19 protein-coding genes are annotated in these 17,613 nt (G+C 70.2%); 1 reads left to right on the top strand and 18 read right to left on the bottom strand.

The window, feature by feature from the left end; all coding sequences use genetic code 11:
• Positions 1 to 6: 6 nt before the first annotated feature.
• The 15 genes from nuoK to BZB76_RS26065 all read right to left on the bottom strand — a co-directional run bounded on the left by nuoK (position 7) and on the right by BZB76_RS26065 (position 14,551).
• The gene (gene nuoK / locus BZB76_RS26135) at positions 7 to 306 is read right to left on the bottom strand and encodes an NADH-quinone oxidoreductase subunit NuoK (protein WP_117401203.1); all 300 of its coding nucleotides are present in this window, start codon (positions 304 to 306) and stop codon (positions 7 to 9) included.
• A complete protein-coding gene (locus BZB76_RS26130) occupies positions 303 to 1,223 on the bottom strand; it encodes an NADH-quinone oxidoreductase subunit J (RefSeq protein WP_121437077.1) in 921 nt (306 codons plus the stop codon). The genes nuoK and BZB76_RS26130 overlap by 4 nt, the downstream gene beginning before the upstream one ends.
• Entirely contained in the window at positions 1,220 to 1,849 is a 630-nt protein-coding gene (nuoI, locus tag BZB76_RS26125; RefSeq protein WP_121437076.1) for an NADH-quinone oxidoreductase subunit NuoI, read from the bottom strand. The genes BZB76_RS26130 and nuoI overlap by 4 nt, the downstream gene beginning before the upstream one ends.
• Complete coding sequence (gene nuoH / locus BZB76_RS26120) at positions 1,836 to 3,170, bottom strand: NADH-quinone oxidoreductase subunit NuoH (protein ID WP_121437075.1); 1,335 nt, start codon at positions 3,168 to 3,170, stop codon at positions 1,836 to 1,838. The genes nuoI and nuoH overlap by 14 nt, the downstream gene beginning before the upstream one ends.
• Positions 3,167 to 5,611 carry an NADH-quinone oxidoreductase subunit G gene (locus tag BZB76_RS26115; RefSeq protein ID WP_121437074.1) on the bottom strand — a complete coding sequence of 815 codons (2,445 nt, stop codon included), beginning with the start codon at positions 5,609 to 5,611 and terminating at the stop codon, positions 3,167 to 3,169. The genes nuoH and BZB76_RS26115 overlap by 4 nt, the downstream gene beginning before the upstream one ends.
• Positions 5,608 to 6,906, bottom strand: coding sequence for an NADH-quinone oxidoreductase subunit NuoF (gene nuoF, locus BZB76_RS26110; protein WP_121437073.1), 1,299 nt, complete (start codon positions 6,904 to 6,906; stop codon positions 5,608 to 5,610). The genes BZB76_RS26115 and nuoF overlap by 4 nt, the downstream gene beginning before the upstream one ends.
• Positions 6,903 to 7,682 (bottom strand): NADH-quinone oxidoreductase subunit NuoE, encoded by a 780-nt coding sequence (nuoE, locus tag BZB76_RS26105; RefSeq protein WP_121437072.1) that lies wholly within the window; start codon positions 7,680 to 7,682, stop codon positions 6,903 to 6,905. Before nuoE ends, nuoF begins: the two co-directional genes overlap by 4 nt.
• A 281-nt stretch (positions 7,683 to 7,963) precedes the next feature.
• Positions 7,964 to 9,310, bottom strand: a complete 1,347-nt coding sequence (locus BZB76_RS26100) for an NADH-quinone oxidoreductase subunit D (RefSeq protein ID WP_121437071.1) — start codon at positions 9,308 to 9,310, stop codon at positions 7,964 to 7,966.
• On the bottom strand, positions 9,307 to 10,053 hold the full coding sequence (locus BZB76_RS26095; RefSeq protein ID WP_121437456.1) for an NADH-quinone oxidoreductase subunit C: 747 nt from the start codon (positions 10,051 to 10,053) through the stop codon (positions 9,307 to 9,309). Before BZB76_RS26095 ends, BZB76_RS26100 begins: the two co-directional genes overlap by 4 nt.
• Positions 10,053 to 10,598: a NuoB/complex I 20 kDa subunit family protein gene (locus BZB76_RS26090; protein WP_117401194.1), complete on the bottom strand. Its 546-nt coding sequence runs from the start codon at positions 10,596 to 10,598 to the stop codon at positions 10,053 to 10,055. The genes BZB76_RS26095 and BZB76_RS26090 overlap by 1 nt, the downstream gene beginning before the upstream one ends.
• A gap of 2 nt (positions 10,599 to 10,600) precedes the next feature.
• A complete protein-coding gene (locus BZB76_RS26085; RefSeq protein ID WP_117401193.1) occupies positions 10,601 to 10,960 on the bottom strand; it encodes an NADH-quinone oxidoreductase subunit A in 360 nt (119 codons plus the stop codon).
• A gap of 214 nt (positions 10,961 to 11,174) precedes the next feature.
• Positions 11,175 to 12,449 (bottom strand): geranylgeranyl reductase family protein, encoded by a 1,275-nt coding sequence (locus BZB76_RS26080; RefSeq protein WP_281273922.1) that lies wholly within the window; start codon positions 12,447 to 12,449, stop codon positions 11,175 to 11,177.
• Positions 12,450 to 12,553: 104 nt separating this feature from the next.
• Positions 12,554 to 13,255 carry a demethylmenaquinone methyltransferase gene (locus BZB76_RS26075; protein ID WP_121437069.1) on the bottom strand — a complete coding sequence of 234 codons (702 nt, stop codon included), beginning with the start codon at positions 13,253 to 13,255 and terminating at the stop codon, positions 12,554 to 12,556.
• A complete protein-coding gene (locus tag BZB76_RS26070; protein WP_121437068.1) occupies positions 13,252 to 13,491 on the bottom strand; it encodes a DUF4229 domain-containing protein in 240 nt (79 codons plus the stop codon). Before BZB76_RS26070 ends, BZB76_RS26075 begins: the two co-directional genes overlap by 4 nt.
• Before the next feature lie 19 nt (positions 13,492 to 13,510).
• Positions 13,511 to 14,551: a threonine ammonia-lyase gene (locus BZB76_RS26065; RefSeq protein ID WP_121437455.1), complete on the bottom strand. Its 1,041-nt coding sequence runs from the start codon at positions 14,549 to 14,551 to the stop codon at positions 13,511 to 13,513.
• A gap of 246 nt (positions 14,552 to 14,797) precedes the next feature.
• Between BZB76_RS26065 and BZB76_RS26060 the strand changes: the two genes are divergently transcribed.
• Positions 14,798 to 15,001 (top strand): BldC family transcriptional regulator, encoded by a 204-nt coding sequence (locus BZB76_RS26060; protein ID WP_117401189.1) that lies wholly within the window; start codon positions 14,798 to 14,800, stop codon positions 14,999 to 15,001.
• A gap of 113 nt (positions 15,002 to 15,114) precedes the next feature.
• Here the strand turns inward: BZB76_RS26060 and BZB76_RS26055 are convergent, their stop codons facing one another.
• The 3 genes from BZB76_RS26055 to ccsB form a co-directional block, all read right to left on the bottom strand.
• Positions 15,115 to 15,393, bottom strand: a complete 279-nt coding sequence (locus tag BZB76_RS26055) for a hypothetical protein (protein WP_121437067.1) — start codon at positions 15,391 to 15,393, stop codon at positions 15,115 to 15,117.
• Positions 15,394 to 15,442: 49 nt separating this feature from the next.
• Positions 15,443 to 16,459: a hypothetical protein gene (locus tag BZB76_RS26050; RefSeq protein ID WP_121437066.1), complete on the bottom strand. Its 1,017-nt coding sequence runs from the start codon at positions 16,457 to 16,459 to the stop codon at positions 15,443 to 15,445.
• Positions 16,460 to 16,598: 139 nt separating this feature from the next.
• Positions 16,599 to 17,612, bottom strand: a complete 1,014-nt coding sequence (gene ccsB / locus BZB76_RS26045; protein WP_121437065.1) for a c-type cytochrome biogenesis protein CcsB — start codon at positions 17,610 to 17,612, stop codon at positions 16,599 to 16,601.
• Position 17,613: the final 1 nt, after the last annotated feature.

The raw sequence follows: 17,613 nt of genomic DNA, 5'->3' as shown, positions 1-17,613 counted from the left end.
GGCCTCTCAGTACTTCAGCAGGTTGACGTCGTCCACCGACGACGACCTGCGGGTCCGGAAGACGGTCATGATGATCGCCAGGCCGACCACGACCTCCGCCGCGGCCACCACCATCACGAAGAACGCGATGATCTGGCCGTCGAGGTTGCCGTGCATGCGGGAGAACGACACGAACGCCAGGTTCGTCGCGTTCAGCATGAGCTCGACGCACATGAACACCACGATCGCGTTGCGGCGTACGAGGACGCCGAGCGCTCCGATGGTGAACAGGATCGCCGAGAGCGCCAGGTAGTGCCCCGGACTCATGAACCAGCCTCGCCTTCACGATTGCCGCCTGTCGCGGGCGACCCGGACTTGACGGAGCGGGACTCGGCGTCCGCGTCCTTCGCCTCCTCCGTCGCGGCCCGCACGGCGCGGACATCGCGTTCGACCGCCTCTTCCTCGGTGCCGCCGTACAGGTCCGCGTGCCGCTCCGCGGTGTCGGTGCGGGCGGCGATGACCGGGTTGACCGACAGTTCGGACGGCGTCCCGTCGGGCAGCAGCGCCGGCATGTCGACGGCGTTGTGCCGGGCGTAGGTGCCGGGGCCGGGCAGCGGGCCCGGGTGGTCGCCGGACAGGAACCGTCCCTTGGACAGGTCCTTCTGCGTCGGCTTCGGCTCCGTCCGCTCCCGGTGCGCCAGCACCATCGCGCCGAGCGCCGCGGTGATCAGCAGCGCGCTGGTCACCTCGAACGCGAACACGTACTTGGAGAACAGCAGCCGGGCGAGGCCCACGACGTTGCCCTCGGCGTTGGCCTGGTCCAGGCCCGCCGCGTTGCTCAGCGCCGCGTTCCCGAGACCGACCGTCAGCAGGACGGCGAACCCGACCGCCGCGATGACCGCCCAGAAGCGTTGCCCCCGGATCGTCTCCACCAGGGAGTCGGTGGACGTGACGCCGACGAGCATCAGCACGAACAGGAACAGCATCAGCACCGCGCCGGTGTACACGATCACCTGCACGAACGCCAGGAACGGCGCGTTCTGGACCGCGTACAGCGCGGCGAGCGACAGCATCACGGTCGCCAGCAGCAGCGCCGAGTGCACCGCCTTGCGCACGAGGATCATGCCAAGCGCGGCGCAGACCGACACGACGGCGAGCAGCCAGAAGAAGAACGGTTCCCCGGACTGCTTGTCCGCGACCTCTGCGGCGAGTACAGGTGCGGCGAGAAGGTGAGCGGAGGTCACTTCTTCTCACCGCCTCTGCGCTTCGCCTTCTCGCGCTTCACGGCCTGGTCGACGCTGGCCCGGCCGCCGTCCTCGGACGGGATGGTCGGGGCGGTCGGCGCGGCGGCGTCGTCCTGCTGCTGGAGGCCGAGGCGGTAGTAGTCCTCCTCGGTGTCGCCGAGCCGCATCTCGTGCGGCGGCGCCTCCATGCCCTCGCGCAGCGGCGCCAGCAGCATCTCCTTGGTGTAGATCAGGCTCTCGCGGCTGTCGTCGGCGAGTTCGTACTCGTTCGTCATCGTGAGCGCCCGCGTCGGGCACGCCTCGATGCACAGCCCGCAGAGGATGCACCGCAGATAGTTGATCTGGTAGGTGCGGCCGTACCGTTCACCGGGCGAGTACCGCTCGTCGGCGGTGTTGTCGGCGCCCTCGACGAAGATGGCGTCGGCGGGACACGCCCAGGCGCACAGCTCGCAGCCGATGCACTTCTCCAGACCGTCCGGCCACCGGTTGAGCTGGTGCCGCCCGTGAAAGCGCGGGGCGGTCGGCTTCTTCACCTCGGGGTACTGAACGGTCTCGCTCTTCATGAACATCTGGTGGAACGAGACCCCGAACCCCTTGACCGGGTTCAGGAAATCAGTGAGTCCCACGGGTGACCTCCTCGGGAGGGGTTGGGAACGTGGAAGCCCCGGCCGGCTCGCGGGCCCGTCCGTGGTAGTGGGGCGCGTCCAGCGGCGGCACCGGGAAACCGCCGGCGGCCGGATCGGGCCGCGGGCCCGCCTCCGCCGCGCCCGGCGCGGCCTCCTTGCGGTCCTCGCCGCCCCGGACCATCTCCCAGATCACCGTGGCGACCAGCACCACCGCCGCGGCCACCGCGGCGTAGATCACGATCTGCCGCATGTCGTAGCCGTCGTTGCGCAGCGCGCGGATGGTGGCGACCAGCAGGATCCAGCCGAGCGAGAAGGGCATCAGCACCTTCCAGCCCAGCTTCATCAGCTGGTCGTAGCGAACCCGCGGGAGCGTGCCGCGCAGCCAGATGAAGAAGAAGATGAACAGGAAGATCTTGATCAGGAACCACAGGACGGGCCACCAGCCGGAGTTGGCGCCCGCCCAGACCGTGGAGATCGGGAACGGGGCGCGCCAGCCGCCGAGGAACAGCGTGGTGGCGAGCGCGGACAGCGTCGTGAGGTTGATGTACTCCGCGAGGAAGAACATCGCGAACTTCAGCGACGAGTACTCGGTGTGGAACCCGCCGACCAGTTCGCCCTCGCCCTCGGGCAGGTCGAACGGGATGCGGTTCGACTCGCCCATCATCGTGATCACGTAGACGATGAAGGACGGCAGCAGCAGGATCACGAACCATTTGTCCTGCTGCGCCGCGACGATCTCCGAGGTGGACATCGAGCCCGCGAACATGAACACCGCGACGAACGACAGGCCCATCGCGATCTCGTAGGAGATCATCTGCGCGGACGAGCGGAGCCCGCCGAGCAGCGAGTACGGCGACATCGACGACCAGCCCGCCAGCACGATGCCGTAGATGCCCATCGACGACATCGCCAGGACGAGCAGCACCGCGACCGGCAGGTCGGTGAGCTGCAACGCCGTCTCATGGCCGAAGATCGACACCTGCGGCCCGAACGGGATGATCGCGAACGAGACGAACGCGGGGACCGCCGCCATGACGGGCGCGAGGACGAACACGACCTTGTCGACCTGGCGGGGGACGATGTCCTCCTTCAGCGCCAGCTTCACGCCGTCCGCGAGGCCCTGGAGCAGGCCGAACGGTCCCGCGCGGTTCGGGCCGACGCGCAGCTGCATCCGGCCGATGACGCGGCGTTCTATCCACATCGTCATCAGCACGGTCACGACGAGGAACGCGAAGACGACGAGGACCTTGCCGCCGATCAGCCACCACGGGTCGTTGCCGAAGCCCTCCAGTGGCGTCTGAGCGGGGGCCGACGGGTTCATTTCACGCCTCCAGCGTTCTCGCTCGCGATCCGCACGACGCCGCCGGCGACCGCGCCCAGGTCACGATGCACCGCGCAGCCCGCCGAGTTCGTCGGCAGCCACACCACCCGGTCGGGCAGGTCCGCGGTGATCTCCAGCGGCAGCGTGACCTCACCGCGCGGGCCCGAGACCGTGACCGTGTCGGTCGCGCCGATCTCCGCGGCCGTCGCGGGCGACAGCCGGGCGACCGCGGCCTTGGCGGTGCCCGCGAGGAACGGCTCGCCGTCCTGGAGTCGGCCCCGGTCGAGCAGCAGCCGCCAGGTCGCCAGCAGCGCCTCGCCCCGCTCGAGGTGCGGCGGCAGCGGCTGCGCGACGCCCGGCGGCTCTGGACGCTCACCGCGGTGGGCGCCGAGTTCGGCCAGTTCGCGGCGGGCCGCGGCCGGTTCGGGGAGGGCCAGATGGACGTCCATCTCGTCGGCGAGCGCGTCCAGGACCCGAAGGTCGGCCATCCGTCCCGCCGCCTTCAGCACGACGTCGAACTGGCGGCCACGGCCCTCCCAGTCGACGAAGGTGCCGGACTTCTCCGCGACGGCCGCGACGGGGAACACGACGTCGGCGCGGTCGGTGACCGCGCTCGGCCGCTGCTCCAGGCTCACCACGAACGGGGTGGCGTCCAGGGCCCGCAGCATCGCGTCCGGGTCGGCGAGGTCGTAGGGGTCGACGCCGCCGACGAGCAGCGCGCCGACCTGACCGTCCAGGGCCGCCGCGACGATCCCGTCGGTGTCCCGGCCGGGCGCGGCGGGCAGTTCCGCGACGCCCCATCTGCGGGCGACCTCCGCCCGCGCGTCCGGGTCGGTGACCGGACGGCCGATCGGCAGCAGCCCGGGCAGTGCCCCGGCCTCGATCGCGCCGCGTTCCCCGGCCCGGCGCGGCACCCACGCCAGCTTCGCGCCGGTCACCTGCGCGAGCCGCACCGCCGCCGTCAGCGCGCCGGGGCTGGTCGCGAGCCGCTCACCGACGAGGATCACGGCGCCGGGCGTCTCCAGCAGCGTGCGGATGTCGGCGCGTCCCGAGTCGCCGACGATGTCGCCGAGGGCCTCGGCCTCAGCGCCGGGCCGCGCCGCCAGCAGCGTGCCGCCGAGCTTGGTCAGCCCGCGCGTCGCGAACGGCGCGACGCCGTACACCTTCAGCCGGTTCTTGCGGTACGCCTTGCGGAGCCGCAGGAAGACGATCGGCGACTCCTCTTCGGGCTCGAACCCGGCGAGCAGGACCGCGGGCGCCTTCTCCAGGTCGGCGTACGACACCTCGATGGGACGTCCCGCGACGGACGAGCCGAGGAACCGGGTCTCCTCGTCCGACAGCGGGCGGGACCGGAAGTCGACGTCGTTGGTGCCGAGCGCGATCCGGGCGAACTTGGCGTAGGCGTAGGCGTCCTCAAGGGTGACGCGGCCGCCGGTGAGCACGCCCGCGGAGCCGCGCGCCGCCGCGAGCCCCTCGGCCGCGATGGTGAGCGCCTCCGGCCAGGACGCCGGTTCCAGCACGCCGTCCTCGTTGCGGACGAGCGGGTGCGTGAGCCGATCCGGCTGCGTCGTGTACGTGAACGCCCAGCGGCCCTTGTCGCAGTTCCATTCCTCGTTGACGTGCGGGTCGTCCCCGGCGAGCCGCCGGGTGACCTTGCCGCGCCGGTGGTCGGTCCGCATCGCGCAGCCCGACGCGCAGTGCTCGCACACGCTCGGCGTCGACACCAGGTCGAACGGACGCGACCGGAACCGGTACGCGGCGCCGGTCAGCGCCCCGACCGGGCAGATCTGCACGGTGTTGCCGGAGAAGTACGACTGGAACGGCCGGTCGTCGGCGACCCCGACCTCTTCCTTCGCGCCGCGTTCGAACAGGTCGATGAACGGGTCGCCGGCGATCTGCTCGGAGAACCGGGTGCAGCGGGTGCACTGGATGCAGCGTTCGCGGTCGAGGAGCACCTGGCTGGACAACGGAAGCGGCTTCGGCCACGTCCGCTTCGTCTCCACGAAGCGGGTCTCACCACGTCCGTTCGACATCGCCTGGTTCTGGAGCGGGCACTCGCCGCCCTTGTCGCAGACCGGGCAGTCCAGCGGGTGGTTGATGAGCAGGAACTCCATGATGCCGTGCTGGGCCTTGTCGGCCGCGGGCGAGGTGAGCTGGGTCTTGACGACCATGCCCGGCATCACGGCGGTGGTGCACGACGCCTGCGGCTTCGGCATCCCGCGGCCGTTGCCCGCGTCGGGGATCTCCACCAGGCACTGGCGGCACGCCCCGATCGGGTCCAGCAGCGGATGCTCGCAGAACCGGGGGATCTGGATGCCGAGCAGCTCGGCGGCCCGGATGATCAGCGTGCCCTTGGGCACCTCGATCTCGAAGCCGTCGATGGTGCAGGAGACCATCTCCACGGCCTTCTCCACCGCCCCCTTGTCGTCGGTGACGGTCACTTGGCACCTCCCCAGAGGGTGGACTTGGCCGGGTCGAAGGGGCAGCCGCCCTGCTCGAAGTGCTGGAGGTACTCGTCCCGGAACAGCTTGATGGACGACACGACCGGGCTCGTCGCGCCGTCGCCGAGGGCGCAGAACGCGCGGCCGAGGATGTTGTCGGAGATGTCGAGGAGCGTCTCCAGGTCCTCCTCGGTGCCCTGACCGGCCTCCAGCCGCTTCAGCATGAGCTTGTACCAGTAGGTGCCCTCACGGCACGGCGTGCACTTGCCGCACGACTCGTGCGCGTAGAACTCCGACCAGCGCAGCACCGCCCGGACGACACAGGTCGTCTCGTCGAAGATCTGGAGGGCCCGGGTACCGAGCATCGACCCGGCGGCGCCGACGGACTCGAAGTCCAGCGCCACGTCCAGATGCTCCTCGGTGAAGATCGGCGTGGACGATCCGCCGGGCGTCCAGAACTTCAGCCGGTGCCCCTCGCGGATGCCGCCCGCCATGTCGAGCAGCTCCCGCAGCGTGATGCCGAGCGGCGCCTCGTACTGGCCGGGCCGGGTGACATGCCCGGACAGCGAGAAGATCCCGAAGCCCTGCGACTTCTCGGTGCCCATCGACGCGAACCAGTCGGGCCCGTTCCCGATGATCGAGGGAACCGACGCGATCGACTCGACGTTGTTGATGACAGTGGGCCCGCCGTACAGGCCCGCGACCGCGGGGAAGGGGGGCTTCAACCTGGGCTGACCGCGGAACCCTTCGAGAGAGTCCAGCAGCGCCGTCTCCTCGCCGCAGATATAGGCCCCGGCGCCGCTGTGGACGACGACGTCCAGGTCGTAGCCGGACCCGAGGATGTCCTTGCCGAGGTAGCCGGCCGCGTAGGCCTCCGCGACCGCCTGGTGCAGGCGGCGGATCACGTGCAGCACCTCGCCGCGCACGTAGATGAACGCCTGGTTCGACTTGATCGCGTACGAGCTGATGATGACGCCCTCGACCAGCACATGCGGGTTGGCCATCATCAGCGGGATGTCCTTGCAGGTCCCCGGCTCGGACTCGTCGGCGTTGACGACGAGGTAGCGCGGGTTCGGGCTGGTCGGCGGCAGGAAGCCCCACTTCATGCCGGTGGGGAAGCCCGCGCCGCCACGGCCCCGGAGCCCGGAGTCCTTGACCGCCTGGACGATCTCGTCCGGTTCCATCCGGAGCGCCTTGCGCAGCGCCGAGTACCCGCCGTCGCGTTCGTAACCCGCGCGGGTGAACGAGTCGGCCTGGTCCCAGTTGCCGGTGAGAACGGGGGTGAGCGTGGTCACTGGTTCCGTCCCTCCTGGCTGCCGGGCTTGGCCTCACCCGTGACGGGCTTGCCCGGCTCGTGCGGCGGCTCGCCCATCTCTTCCGGCTTCACCGGTTCCTCCGGCCGTTCCCGGTCGACGTCCGCGCGCGGTGCGGTCCAGCCCCGCTCCTTGGCCAGCTCCAGACCGCGCAGCGACTCGGGCCCGGCCTGGACGCCCTCTCCGGCGCGTCCGTCCGGGAACCCGGCCAGCACCCGAGACGCCTCCTTCCACGTGGCGAGGTGCTCCGCGCCACGGGACGGCCGCGTCGGCCTACCGGCCCGCAGGTCGTCGACGAGTTGCTTGGCCTTCTCGGGAGTCATGTTGTCGAAGAACTCCCAGTTGACCATCATCACCGGCGCGAAGTCGCAGGCCGCGTTGCACTCGATCCGCTCCAGGCTGACCTTGCCGTCCGGGGTGGCCTCGTCGTGCCCGACCCCGGCGTGCTCGCTCAGCTCGTCCCAGATCTGGTCGCCGCCCATCACCGCGCACAGCGTGTTGATGCACACGCCGACGTGGTACTCGCCGACCGGCGCCTTCTTGTACTGGGTGTAGAACGTCGCGACGCCCTTCACCTGCGCCGGGGTGATCCCGAGCTGCTCCGCGCAGAACTCGATGCCGTCCTGCGTGACATGTCCCTCCACCGACTGCACCAGGTGCAGCATCGGCAGCAGCGCCGACCTCGGCCGCGGATAACGGCCGATGATCTCCTTCGCGTCCCGCTCCAGGCGTGCGCGAACGTCGGGTTCGTACGTCATCGGTCCACTCCCCCCATGACCGGATCGAGGCCGGCGACCGCCGCGAAGCTGGCAGGTGCGACCATGCCGCAGGCCGAACCACGCGCAATGCTCATCGGTCCACGCCTCCCATCACCGGGTCCAAGCTGGCGACCGCCGCGAAGCTGGCAGGTGCGACCATGCCGCAGGCCGAACCACGCGCAATGCTCATCGGTCCACGCCTCCCATCACCGGGTCCAAGCTGGCGACCGCCGCGAAGCTGGCAGGTGCGACCATGCCGCAGGCCGAACCACGCGCAATGCTCATCGGTCCACGCCTCCCATCACCGGGTCCAAGCTGGCGACCGCCGCGATGATGTCGGCGACCATGCCGCCCTCCGACATCGCGGGTGTGGCCTGCAGGTTGACGAATGACGGCTCGCGGAAGTGCACGCGGTACGGGCGAGTGCCGCCGTCGCTGACCACATGCGCGCCGAGTTCTCCGCGCGGCGACTCGATCGGCGCGTACGCCTGCCCCGCCGGGACCCGGAAGCCCTCCGTGACCAGCTTGAAGTGGTGGATCAGCGCCTCCATCGAGGTGCCCATGATGTGCGCGATATGGCGGGGCGAGTTGCCCATGCCGTCCGCGCCGATCGCCAGCTGCGCGGGCCAGCCGATCTTCTTGTCCTCGATCATCACCGGGCCCTTGGCGGTCTGCAGCCGGTCCAGGCACTGCTCGACGATCTTCAGCGACTCCTCCATCTCGTCCATCCGGACGAGGTAGCGGCCGTACACGTCGCAGGTGTCCTGCGTGGCGACCTCGAAGTCGTAGGTCTCGTAACCGCAGTACGGCTGCGACTTGCGCAGGTCCCACGGCAGGCCGGTCGAGCGGAGGACGGGTCCGGTGACGCCGAGCGCCATACAGCCGGTCAGGTCCAGGTACGCGACGTCCTTCGTGCGGGCCAGGAACACCGGGTTGGCGTCCATCAGCTTCCGCAGCGCCTGGATCCGCTTCGGCATCCGGTCCAGATAGTCGCGGATCTTGCTGGTGGCGCCGCTCGGCAGGTCCTGCGCGACCCCGCCCGGACGGACGTAGGCCATGTTCATCCGCAGGCCCGTGATCTCCTCGAACAGGTCGAGGGTGTACTCGCGCTCGATGAACCCGTTCAGCATGACGGTCGTCGCACCGAGCTCCAGCCCGAACGTGGCGATCGCGACCAGATGCGAGGAGATCCGGTTCAGCTCCATCATCATCACGCGGATGATCTGGGCCCGCTCGGGGATCTGGTCGGTGATGCCGAGCAGCTTCTCCACGCTCAGGCAGTACGCCGTCTCGTTGAAGATCGGCGCGAGGTAGTCCATTCGGGTGCAGAACGTGGTGCCCTGCGTCCAGGTGCGGTACTCCATGTTCTTCTCGATGCCGGTGTGCAGGTAACCGATGCCGACGCGGGCCTCGTTCACCGTCTCACCGTCGAGCGTGAGGATCAGCCGGAGCACGCCGTGCGTGGACGGGTGCTGCGGCCCCATGTTGACGACGAGCCGTTCGTCGCCAAGGTCCTCGGCCCCGGCGACGACCTTGTCCCAGTCCTGCCCGCCGACGTCGAACACCCTGCCCTCGGCCGCCTCGTCGGCGGCGTAGGCGTCGTACTCGGTGTACTTGGTCGAACTCATACGTACGACCGCCTTTCGTCCGGCGGCGGGATCTCCGCTCCGCGGTACTCGACGGGAATACCGCCGAGAGGGTAGTCCTTGCGCTGCGGATGGCCGACCCAGTCGTCGGGCATCTCGATGCGCGTGAGCGCGGGATGACCGTCGTAGATGATCCCGAAGAAGTCGTAGGTCTCGCGCTCGTGCCAGTCGCTCGTCGGGTAGACCGGCACCAGCGACGGGACGTGCGGGTCGGCGTCCGGGCAGGTCGTCTCCAGCCGGACGCGCCGGTTGTGGGTGATCGACAGCAGGTGCGTGACGGAGTGCAGCTCGGCGCCCTCGTCCTGCGGGTAGTGCACGCCCGACACGCCCGAGCACAGCTCGAAACGCAGGGACGGCTCGTCCCGCATGGTCTTCGCGACCTCGCGCAAATGCTCGCGCTTCACGAAGAACGTCAGCTCACCACGGTCGACCACGACCCGCTCGATGGCGTCGCCGAAGTCGGGGTAGGCGCGCTCCAACTCGTCGGCGATCTCGTCGAACTCGCCGGGCTCGGCGGTGCCGCCGGGCCCGCCGTACGGGCGGGACGCCGACACCTTCGGGCTCTGCCGGATGACGAGCCCGCCGTACCCGGACGTGTCGCCCGTCGTCTTGGCGCCGAACATGCCCCTGCGGACGACCGGCTGTTCCCGGCGGTCCTCCTCGGCGTGCGCGGGGAGCCGGTCGGCGGCCTGCTCGGCCTGCTGCTCCGGGTGCTGCGAACTCATCACGCCCCCTGTCCGAGCAGCGGCAGCCTGCGCCGCTTCGCCTCTTCGAGCTCGGCGATCTGCTTCGCGCGCTGCGGACCGAGCTTGGTGTTCTGGATCTTGTCGTGCAGCTTCAGGATCGAGTCCAGCAGCATCTCCGGGCGCGGCGGGCAGCCGGGCAGGTAGATGTCCACCGGGACGATATGGTCCACGCCCTGCACGATGGCGTAGTTGTTGAACATGCCGCCGGACGAGGCGCACACGCCCATCGCGATGACCCACTTGGGCTCGGTCATCTGGTCGTAGATCTGGCGCAGCACCGGGGCCATCTTCTGGCTCACCCGGCCGGCCACGATCATCAGGTCGGCCTGCCGGGGCGTCGCCGAGGCGCGCTCCATGCCCCACCGGGAGAAGTCGTGCCGGGGGTCACCGGTCGCCATCATCTCGATCGCGCAACACGCCAGCCCGAACGTCGCGGGCCACACCGAACTCTTTCGCGCCCAGCCCGCCACCTGCTCGACCGTGGTCAGCAGGAAGCCGCTGGGGAGTTTCTCCTCAAGACCCATGGTTAGTCCCACTCCAGACCGCCGCGCCGCCAGATGTAGGCGTACGCGACGAGCACGGTGACGATGAAGAGGACCATCTCGACAAGGCCGAACAGCCCCATCCGGTCGAACGCGACCGCCCAGGGGTAAAGGAAGATGATCTCAATGTCGAAGACGATGAACAGCATCGCCGTCAGGTAGTACTTGATCGGGAAGCGCCCGCCGCCGACCGGCTGCGGAGTCGGCTCGATTCCGCACTCGTAGGCGTCGAGTCTGGCCCGGTTCCATCGCTTCGGCCCGGTGAGCGAGGCCATCACCACCGAGAACCCGGCGAAGCCGAAGGCGAGCACCCCCAGCACAATGACCGGAATATAGAGATCCATGTCTCTACAGCCTCTCCTCGCGACGTACAACGGTGTACGGACCGTCCTCCAGCCCCCACCCACCACCATTCAACGGACGAGCTCCGCTCGACGAGTCGGCCCCTCCGCGAGCCGCCGCCACCCTAGCCAAGGCGATCAATAGAACTCCCCTCAGGGGGTCGGTCTTGCACTGTAGTCCGCTCACCTGCGGAAGCTTGCCTTTCCATGCCGTGCCTCATGCCGCGGGAGCCACCTTCTGCATCGCGTTGATCACGCGGTCCATCGCGTCGCCGCCCTTGGGGTCGGTCAGGTTGGCGAGCAGCTTCAGCGTGAACCGCATCAGCGTCGGGTGCGGCAGGCCGTGCGCGGTGAGGAACTTCATGACGCGCGGGTCGCCGATGGCCTGGACGAACAGTCGGGCCAGCGTGAAGTAGCCGCCGTGCTCGTCCTTCAGAATGCGCGGGTACTCGTACAGCGTCCGTTCGCGCTGGGCGGGGGTGCGGCGCGCGAGCGCCTGCACCATGACGTCGGCGGCGAGCCGCCCGGACTCCAGCGCGTAGTCGATGCCCTCCCCGTTGAACGGATTGATCATGCCGCCGGCGTCGCCGACGAGCAGCATGCCCCGGGTGTAGTGCGGCTGCCGGTTGAAGCCCATCGGCAGCGCCGCGCCGCGGATCTTGGAGGTGGCGTGGTCCTCGTCGAACTGCCAGTCCTCCGGCATCTGCGCGCACCAGCGCTTCAACATGCCGCGGTAGTCGACGTTCTGGAACGCCTTGCTGGTGTTGAGGAGCCCGAGGCCGACGTTGGACGTGCCGTCCCCGACCCCGAAGACCCAGCCGTAGCCGGGCAGGAGACGCTGACCGTCCCACAGTTCCAGCCACGCCTCCATGAACGCGTCGTCATGGCGCGGGGTCTGGAAGTAGCGGCGGACCGCGACGCCCATCGGACGGTCCTCGCGCCGCCGCAGCCCCATGGCGAGGGACAGCCGGGTCGAGTTGCCGTCGGCGGCGACGACCAGCGGCGCGCGGAACTCGACCTCCTCCCCCTCGTGTTCGGCGGTGACGCCGACGATGCGGTCGGTGCGCTCGTCGACGATCGGGCCGGTCACGTTGCAGCCCTGAAGCAGCTGGGCGCCGGCCTTGGCGGCGTGCTCGGCGAGGAGCTGGTCGAGGTCGGTGCGTTTGCGGACGAGCCCGAAGTCGGGGAAGCTCGCGAGCTCCGGCCACGGCAGCTCCACCTTGACGCCGCCGCCGTAGATGCGCAGGCCCCGGTTGCGTCCCCACGCCGGGTCGTTCACGTCGACGCCCATGCCGATGAGCGCGCGCACCGCGCGGGGGGTGAGGCCGTCGCCGCAGATCTTGTCGCGGGGAAAGGTGGCCTTCTCCAACAGGAACACGTCCAGGCCGGCCTGCGCCAACCAGTAGGCGGTCGACGCCCCGGCGGGGCCTGCCCCGACGACGATCACATCTGCGTGCCGGGCGGAGTCGGTCACGGCGAATGTCCTCTTCAGCTCGTTCGCTTGTGAAGTACTTCACAAGGTTCCGAGGGGAGTCTATTCCCTTATCACGACCGGTGCGTAATTCAGGGCCGGTCACGGCTGAAGTGACCCGCGGCTCAGCCCGGATTGACCGCGCGGTGCATCGCGGCGACACCGAACGTCAGGTCGCGCCAGCGCACGTCGTCCCAACCCGCCTCCTGGATCAGCCGCGCCAGCCCCGCCTGGTCGGGCCACGCCAGTGTCGACTCGGCGAGATAGTTGTAGGAGTCGGGATTGGAACTGACCCGCGCCAGCAAGGGCAGCCCGTACCGCAGATGCGTGCGGTGCCCGAACGCCAGCAGCGCGTTCGGCGGGTGGCTCACCTCGCACACCAGCAGCCGCCCGCCGGGCTTGGCGACCCGCCGCAACTCCAGCAGCGCCTTCCCGGTGTCGACGATGTTGCGCAGGCCGAACGAGATCGTCACCGCGTCGAACGAGCCGTCCGCGAACGGGAGGCGGAGCGCGTCCCCCGCGACGAAGCTCAGCCCCCGGACCCCAGCCTGGCGCCGCACCCCGACGCGCAGCATGCCGAGCGAGAAGTCGCACGCCACCGTCTCGGCGCCCGCCTCGGCGAACGGCACCGAGGACGTTCCCGTCCCGGCGGCGAGGTCGAGGATCCGTTCGCCCGGCCGGGCGCCGACCGCCCGGACGACCTCCCGCCGCCACCGCCGGTCGAGCCCGCCGGTCATCAGCGTGTTCAGCAGGTCGTAGCGCGCGGCGGTGCCGTCGAACATCGCGGCGACGTCGGCGGGCCGCTTGTCGAGGGAGGCGCGGCTCATGCGTCCTCTTTCGTCATCGACTTCTCGAACCGCCGTCGCTGCGACCGGACGCCGTGCGCGACGGCGGCCGACATCCGGTCGCGCTGGGCGGACAGCAGGACGTAGCTGACGACGCCGCTGATCGCCAGCGCCAGCAGCAGGAGCAGGAACCCGCGGGCCCCGAACAGCGCCAGCACGCCCGCGGTCACCGCGAAGATCGCGAGCCGCGCCACGGTGTAGAAGATGACGGAACGCATGGTCCTTCGAGAGTAATGCCTACCTCAGCACGTCGCGGAACAGGGCCGGGTCGACGTTGCCACCGGACAGGACCGAGACGTAGGTGCGGGCCTCGGGCAGCTCGGCGCGCCGGTAGAGGAACGCGGCGGTGGCGACCGCCCCGGCGGGTTCGGCGACCAGCCGGGTCTCGCGGGCGAGACGGCGCATGGCGAGGCGGATCTGGTCCTCGGTGACCGTGACGACACGGTCTACATGAGCGCGCATGTGCGCGAACGGCAGATCGCCGACCCGCTGGAGGCGGAGCGCGTCGGCGATGGTGCGACCGGTCCGCTCCGCCTCCCACGTGACGGGATGTCCGGCGGCCATCGACTCCTGTGCGTCGGCGGCGAGTTCCGGTTCGACGCCGACCACCAGCGCCTCGGGGCGCAGCGCCTTGACGGCGGCGGCGACCCCGGAGACGAGCCCGCCCCCGCCGACGGGGGCGAGCACGACGTCCACGTCCGGGCGGTCCTGGACGATCTCCAGCCCGACCGTGCCCTGCCCCGCAATGACCCGGGCGTCGTCGAAGGGCGGGATCACCGCGAAGCCGTGCGCGGCGGCGAGCTTGGCCGCGGTCTCCTCCCGGGCCCGCATGGTCGGCTCCACGTACACGACCTCGGCGCCGAGCGCGACGCACGCGTCCACCTTCACCCTCGGGGCGGTGTTCGGCATGACCAGCACGGCCCTGCCGCCGAGCGCGCGGGCCGCGTACGCGACGGCCTGCGCGTGGTTGCCGCTGGAGTGCGTCACGACGCCGCGGGCCCGTTCCTCGGGTGTGAGAGACGCGATGGCGGAGTAGGCGCCGCGAAGCTTGAACGCGCCGATAGGCTGCAACGACTCCGCCTTCACGAACAGCGACGGCCCGCCCCCCGTGCCCCCCGAGACACCGTCCGAGGCACCGTCCGAGGCACCGCCCGCCGAGCCGGTCGCCGACGTGGCGGCGGGGTCATGGCGGAACGGGACGAGCGGAGTCCGGACGGCGACGCCGGCGATGCGCTCGGCGGCCCGTTCGATCTCCGGCAGAGGTATCAGATCGGACATGATCAAGAGACTACTTCGAGCGCCGCACCGGTCGCGGCCTAAGCTCGTTCCGGTGCTGACCTGGCAGGTCGAGTGCGGTCAAAGGGAGGCTCGCTCCGCATGGGGCGCGCACCGTGGGTGATCCGGCCAGATAGGCCGACTACTCTCCGTGATCTTTTCCCAAACATAGGGAGAAATCGGTCTTGACCCGCCACACTGTTAAACAGTCCACCCGCGCCGAGAGCGGGACAAAGGGGGAGAGAAAACGTGGAGAGCACGAGCGAGCGCCTGCTGACCCCAGGAGAGGTCGCCGCCCTCTTCCGGGTCGACCCGAAGACGGTCACCCGGTGGGCCGCCGCGGGCCGGATCAGCAGCATCCGGACACCGGGGGGCCACCGGCGCTTTCGCGAGTCCGAGGTGCACGCGCTGCTGCGCGGCGAGGAGCCCATCGCCGAGCATTCGGCACACTGACCCGCGGGGCGCGTTGTACGTATTCGGCCCTTGCCGCCCGGACCGCCGCGTGAGGTAGTCCTTCAGGGGGAAGTCCCTCGCCCGGGCGGCCGGGGCCGCTTCCGTTTCCGGGCTCAGTCCGCGTTCCCCTCGGCGTCGTTCGCCGCCCATTCCTCGAAACGGCGGAGCAGGTCGGCGTCCCCGTCCCGCCAGCGGCGCCGCCGGTCCGCCAGTTCCTGCTCGGTCAGCGACTCCGCGAGGAGCCGGTCGTAGTCGGGGTCGCCCGGCTTGATCTCGATATAGGCGTCGGCGATGATCCGCCCCTGGGACGCCTGCGGCCCGGACTCGTCGACATCGGCGAGGACGCTGTGCGGTACCCGGAGCGTGCCGTCGGGAAGCCGGATCACATACATCGTCGATCACCCTCGCGATTTCCCATTGCCGCTCACCTTCGCCGGTGTCCTAGATCCCGAATCCGCGGTTGAAGAAGAGCATGACCTCCAATGCCAATCTGATGTTGCCGGCGAGCATATCCACGAGCGCGGGACGCTGCCGGGAGGAGATCGCGGCGAACGCGTCCGCGAAGAACTCCCGGCGGCCGAGCGTGTTCGGCTGGCGGTGGAAGGCGCTCGCCAGATGCGGCAGGCACTCCTCGTAGAGCCGCTGGAAGGCGGGGCTGTCGGAGGCCCACTCGTCGCCTTCGCCGTCGAGGTCGTCGAGCGCGTGCCCGACCTCGTGCAGCATCACGTCCGGCGTCGGCGACGGCCGATCACCGACGATGATCTTGTGGTCGCCATAGGCGCCGGCGCAGATGTCCCAGGTGGCGCGGCCGGACGGCAGCGGACGGTCGCGCAGATGGCCCATGTCGTCGAGCTGTGGAACGCCGCCCGGCCCCACATAGATGCCGTCGAGCCCGGCCGCGAGCTTCTCCTTCAGCGGCTCGGGCAGCGACGCCAGGCTGTCCACCGCCGCGATCACCTCGGGGCTCGGCGGGCCCTCCCGGACGTCCCACTGGCGGTACAGGACGTTCTCCAGGACGCCGCAGTGGCGGCGGCCGTCGGCGACATGCGGAGTGCCCGGCGGGTACGGCTCCACGCGCAGCCGGTCGTCCTCGAGCTCGAAGTCGCTCCACGAGTAGTCGCCCTGCCGGGGCCTGCCCCGCCTGCGCCTGCCGAACCTGCCCGTGAACCCGCCCGGCGGGTCGCCCGCCGTGTCGCCCGTGTCGGGGCCGTCACGTCCGGCGCGGTCGTCCGGTGCGCCGCCGGGGCCCAACGCGAAGTCGTCGTCGCGGCCCGCCTTGCGGAACCGGCCGAACCGGTCGCGCGGCTGGTTGCTGCGCGGCCGCACCTGCCCGGAGTCGGGCGGCGAGGGCGCGTAGGCGTCTCCCCCGGGACGGCCGTCACCGCGGCTCCGCCCGGCACGCGGCCACTCCCGGTGCCGCGGCTCCCGGGGCTTGCGATGGACGCCTTTGAAGCGCATCGGGCTCCTCTGTCCACGGGACCCGCGGGGGATCGAGCGGCGTCCGCCGCGCGACCGGGTCCCGGAGGAAGGGTAAGCCGGAACCCGACACTCCGTCATCCCCGGGTGTCACGAAGGACGAAATTCCCGGGCATGGACGTCACGCGTAGGAGTGCAGCCCCTCGAACATGTAGTTGACGCCGAAGAAGTTGAACAGCAGCGCGGCGAACGCCACCAGCGACAGGATCGCGGCCTTGCGTCCCCTCCATCCGGCGGTCGCGCGGGCGTGCAGGTAGGCGGCGTAGATGATCCAGGTGACGAAGGACCAGATCTCCTTCGGGTCCCAGCCCCAGTAGCGGCCCCAGGCCTGGTCGGCCCAGATCGCGCCCATGATGATCGCGGCCGTCCAGATCGGGAACGCGAACATCGTGACCCGCATCGCGAGCCGGTCGAGCGTCTCGGCCGACGGCACATGGGCCAGCGCGACGCTCGGGGCGCCGCCACGGGCGTCCTCGCGGGCCTTCAGCAGGTAGAGGACGGTCGCGGCGCCCGCGACCGTGAACGCCCCGGTCGCGATGATCGCGGCGGTGACGTGGATGGCGATCCAGTAGGAGTCCAGCGCGGGGGTGACCGGGCCGACCGAGTCGTACAGGTAGATGTTCGCCACGCCCAACGCGATGACGGCGGCGAACATCACGGGCACGCCGAGGAAGCGGGCCTTGTACTTGACCATCACGACCATGAAGGCGGTGACGGCGGCGAACGAGATGGCGGTGAGGAACTCGTACATGTTGCCCCACGGCCACCGCTCCGCGGCCAGCCCGCGGCTCACCAGCACCCCGAGGTGCGCGCCGACGCCCAGCACGCTCAGGAACACCGCGAGGCGTGCCCAGTCGAACCGGGAGCCGCCCGGCTCCTCCCCGTCCGGAGCGTCCGTGGCGGGGGCGGGAGCGGCGGTGTCGGCGGTGTCGGCGATGGCCTCGGCGCCACCGGCTCCGACCAGGACCTTGGCCTCGGCCTTCTCCCGGACGGACGCCTTGGCGACGGCGGTCGTCGCGGCGCCGCGACGACCGAAGCCCATGTCGGCGGCGTAGGCGACCAGCGCGACGATGTACATCACCACGGTGGTCAGCATGAGCTTGTCGCTCAGGTTCGCGAGGTCGGCGCTGTTCACC

The organism is Actinomadura pelletieri DSM 43383 (genome assembly GCF_003634705.1).
GTDB lineage: Bacteria > Actinomycetota > Actinomycetes > Streptosporangiales > Streptosporangiaceae > Spirillospora > Spirillospora pelletieri.
The sequence above is the reverse complement of the archived record's forward strand: the minus strand, read 5'-3'. Positions and strand labels throughout refer to the sequence as shown.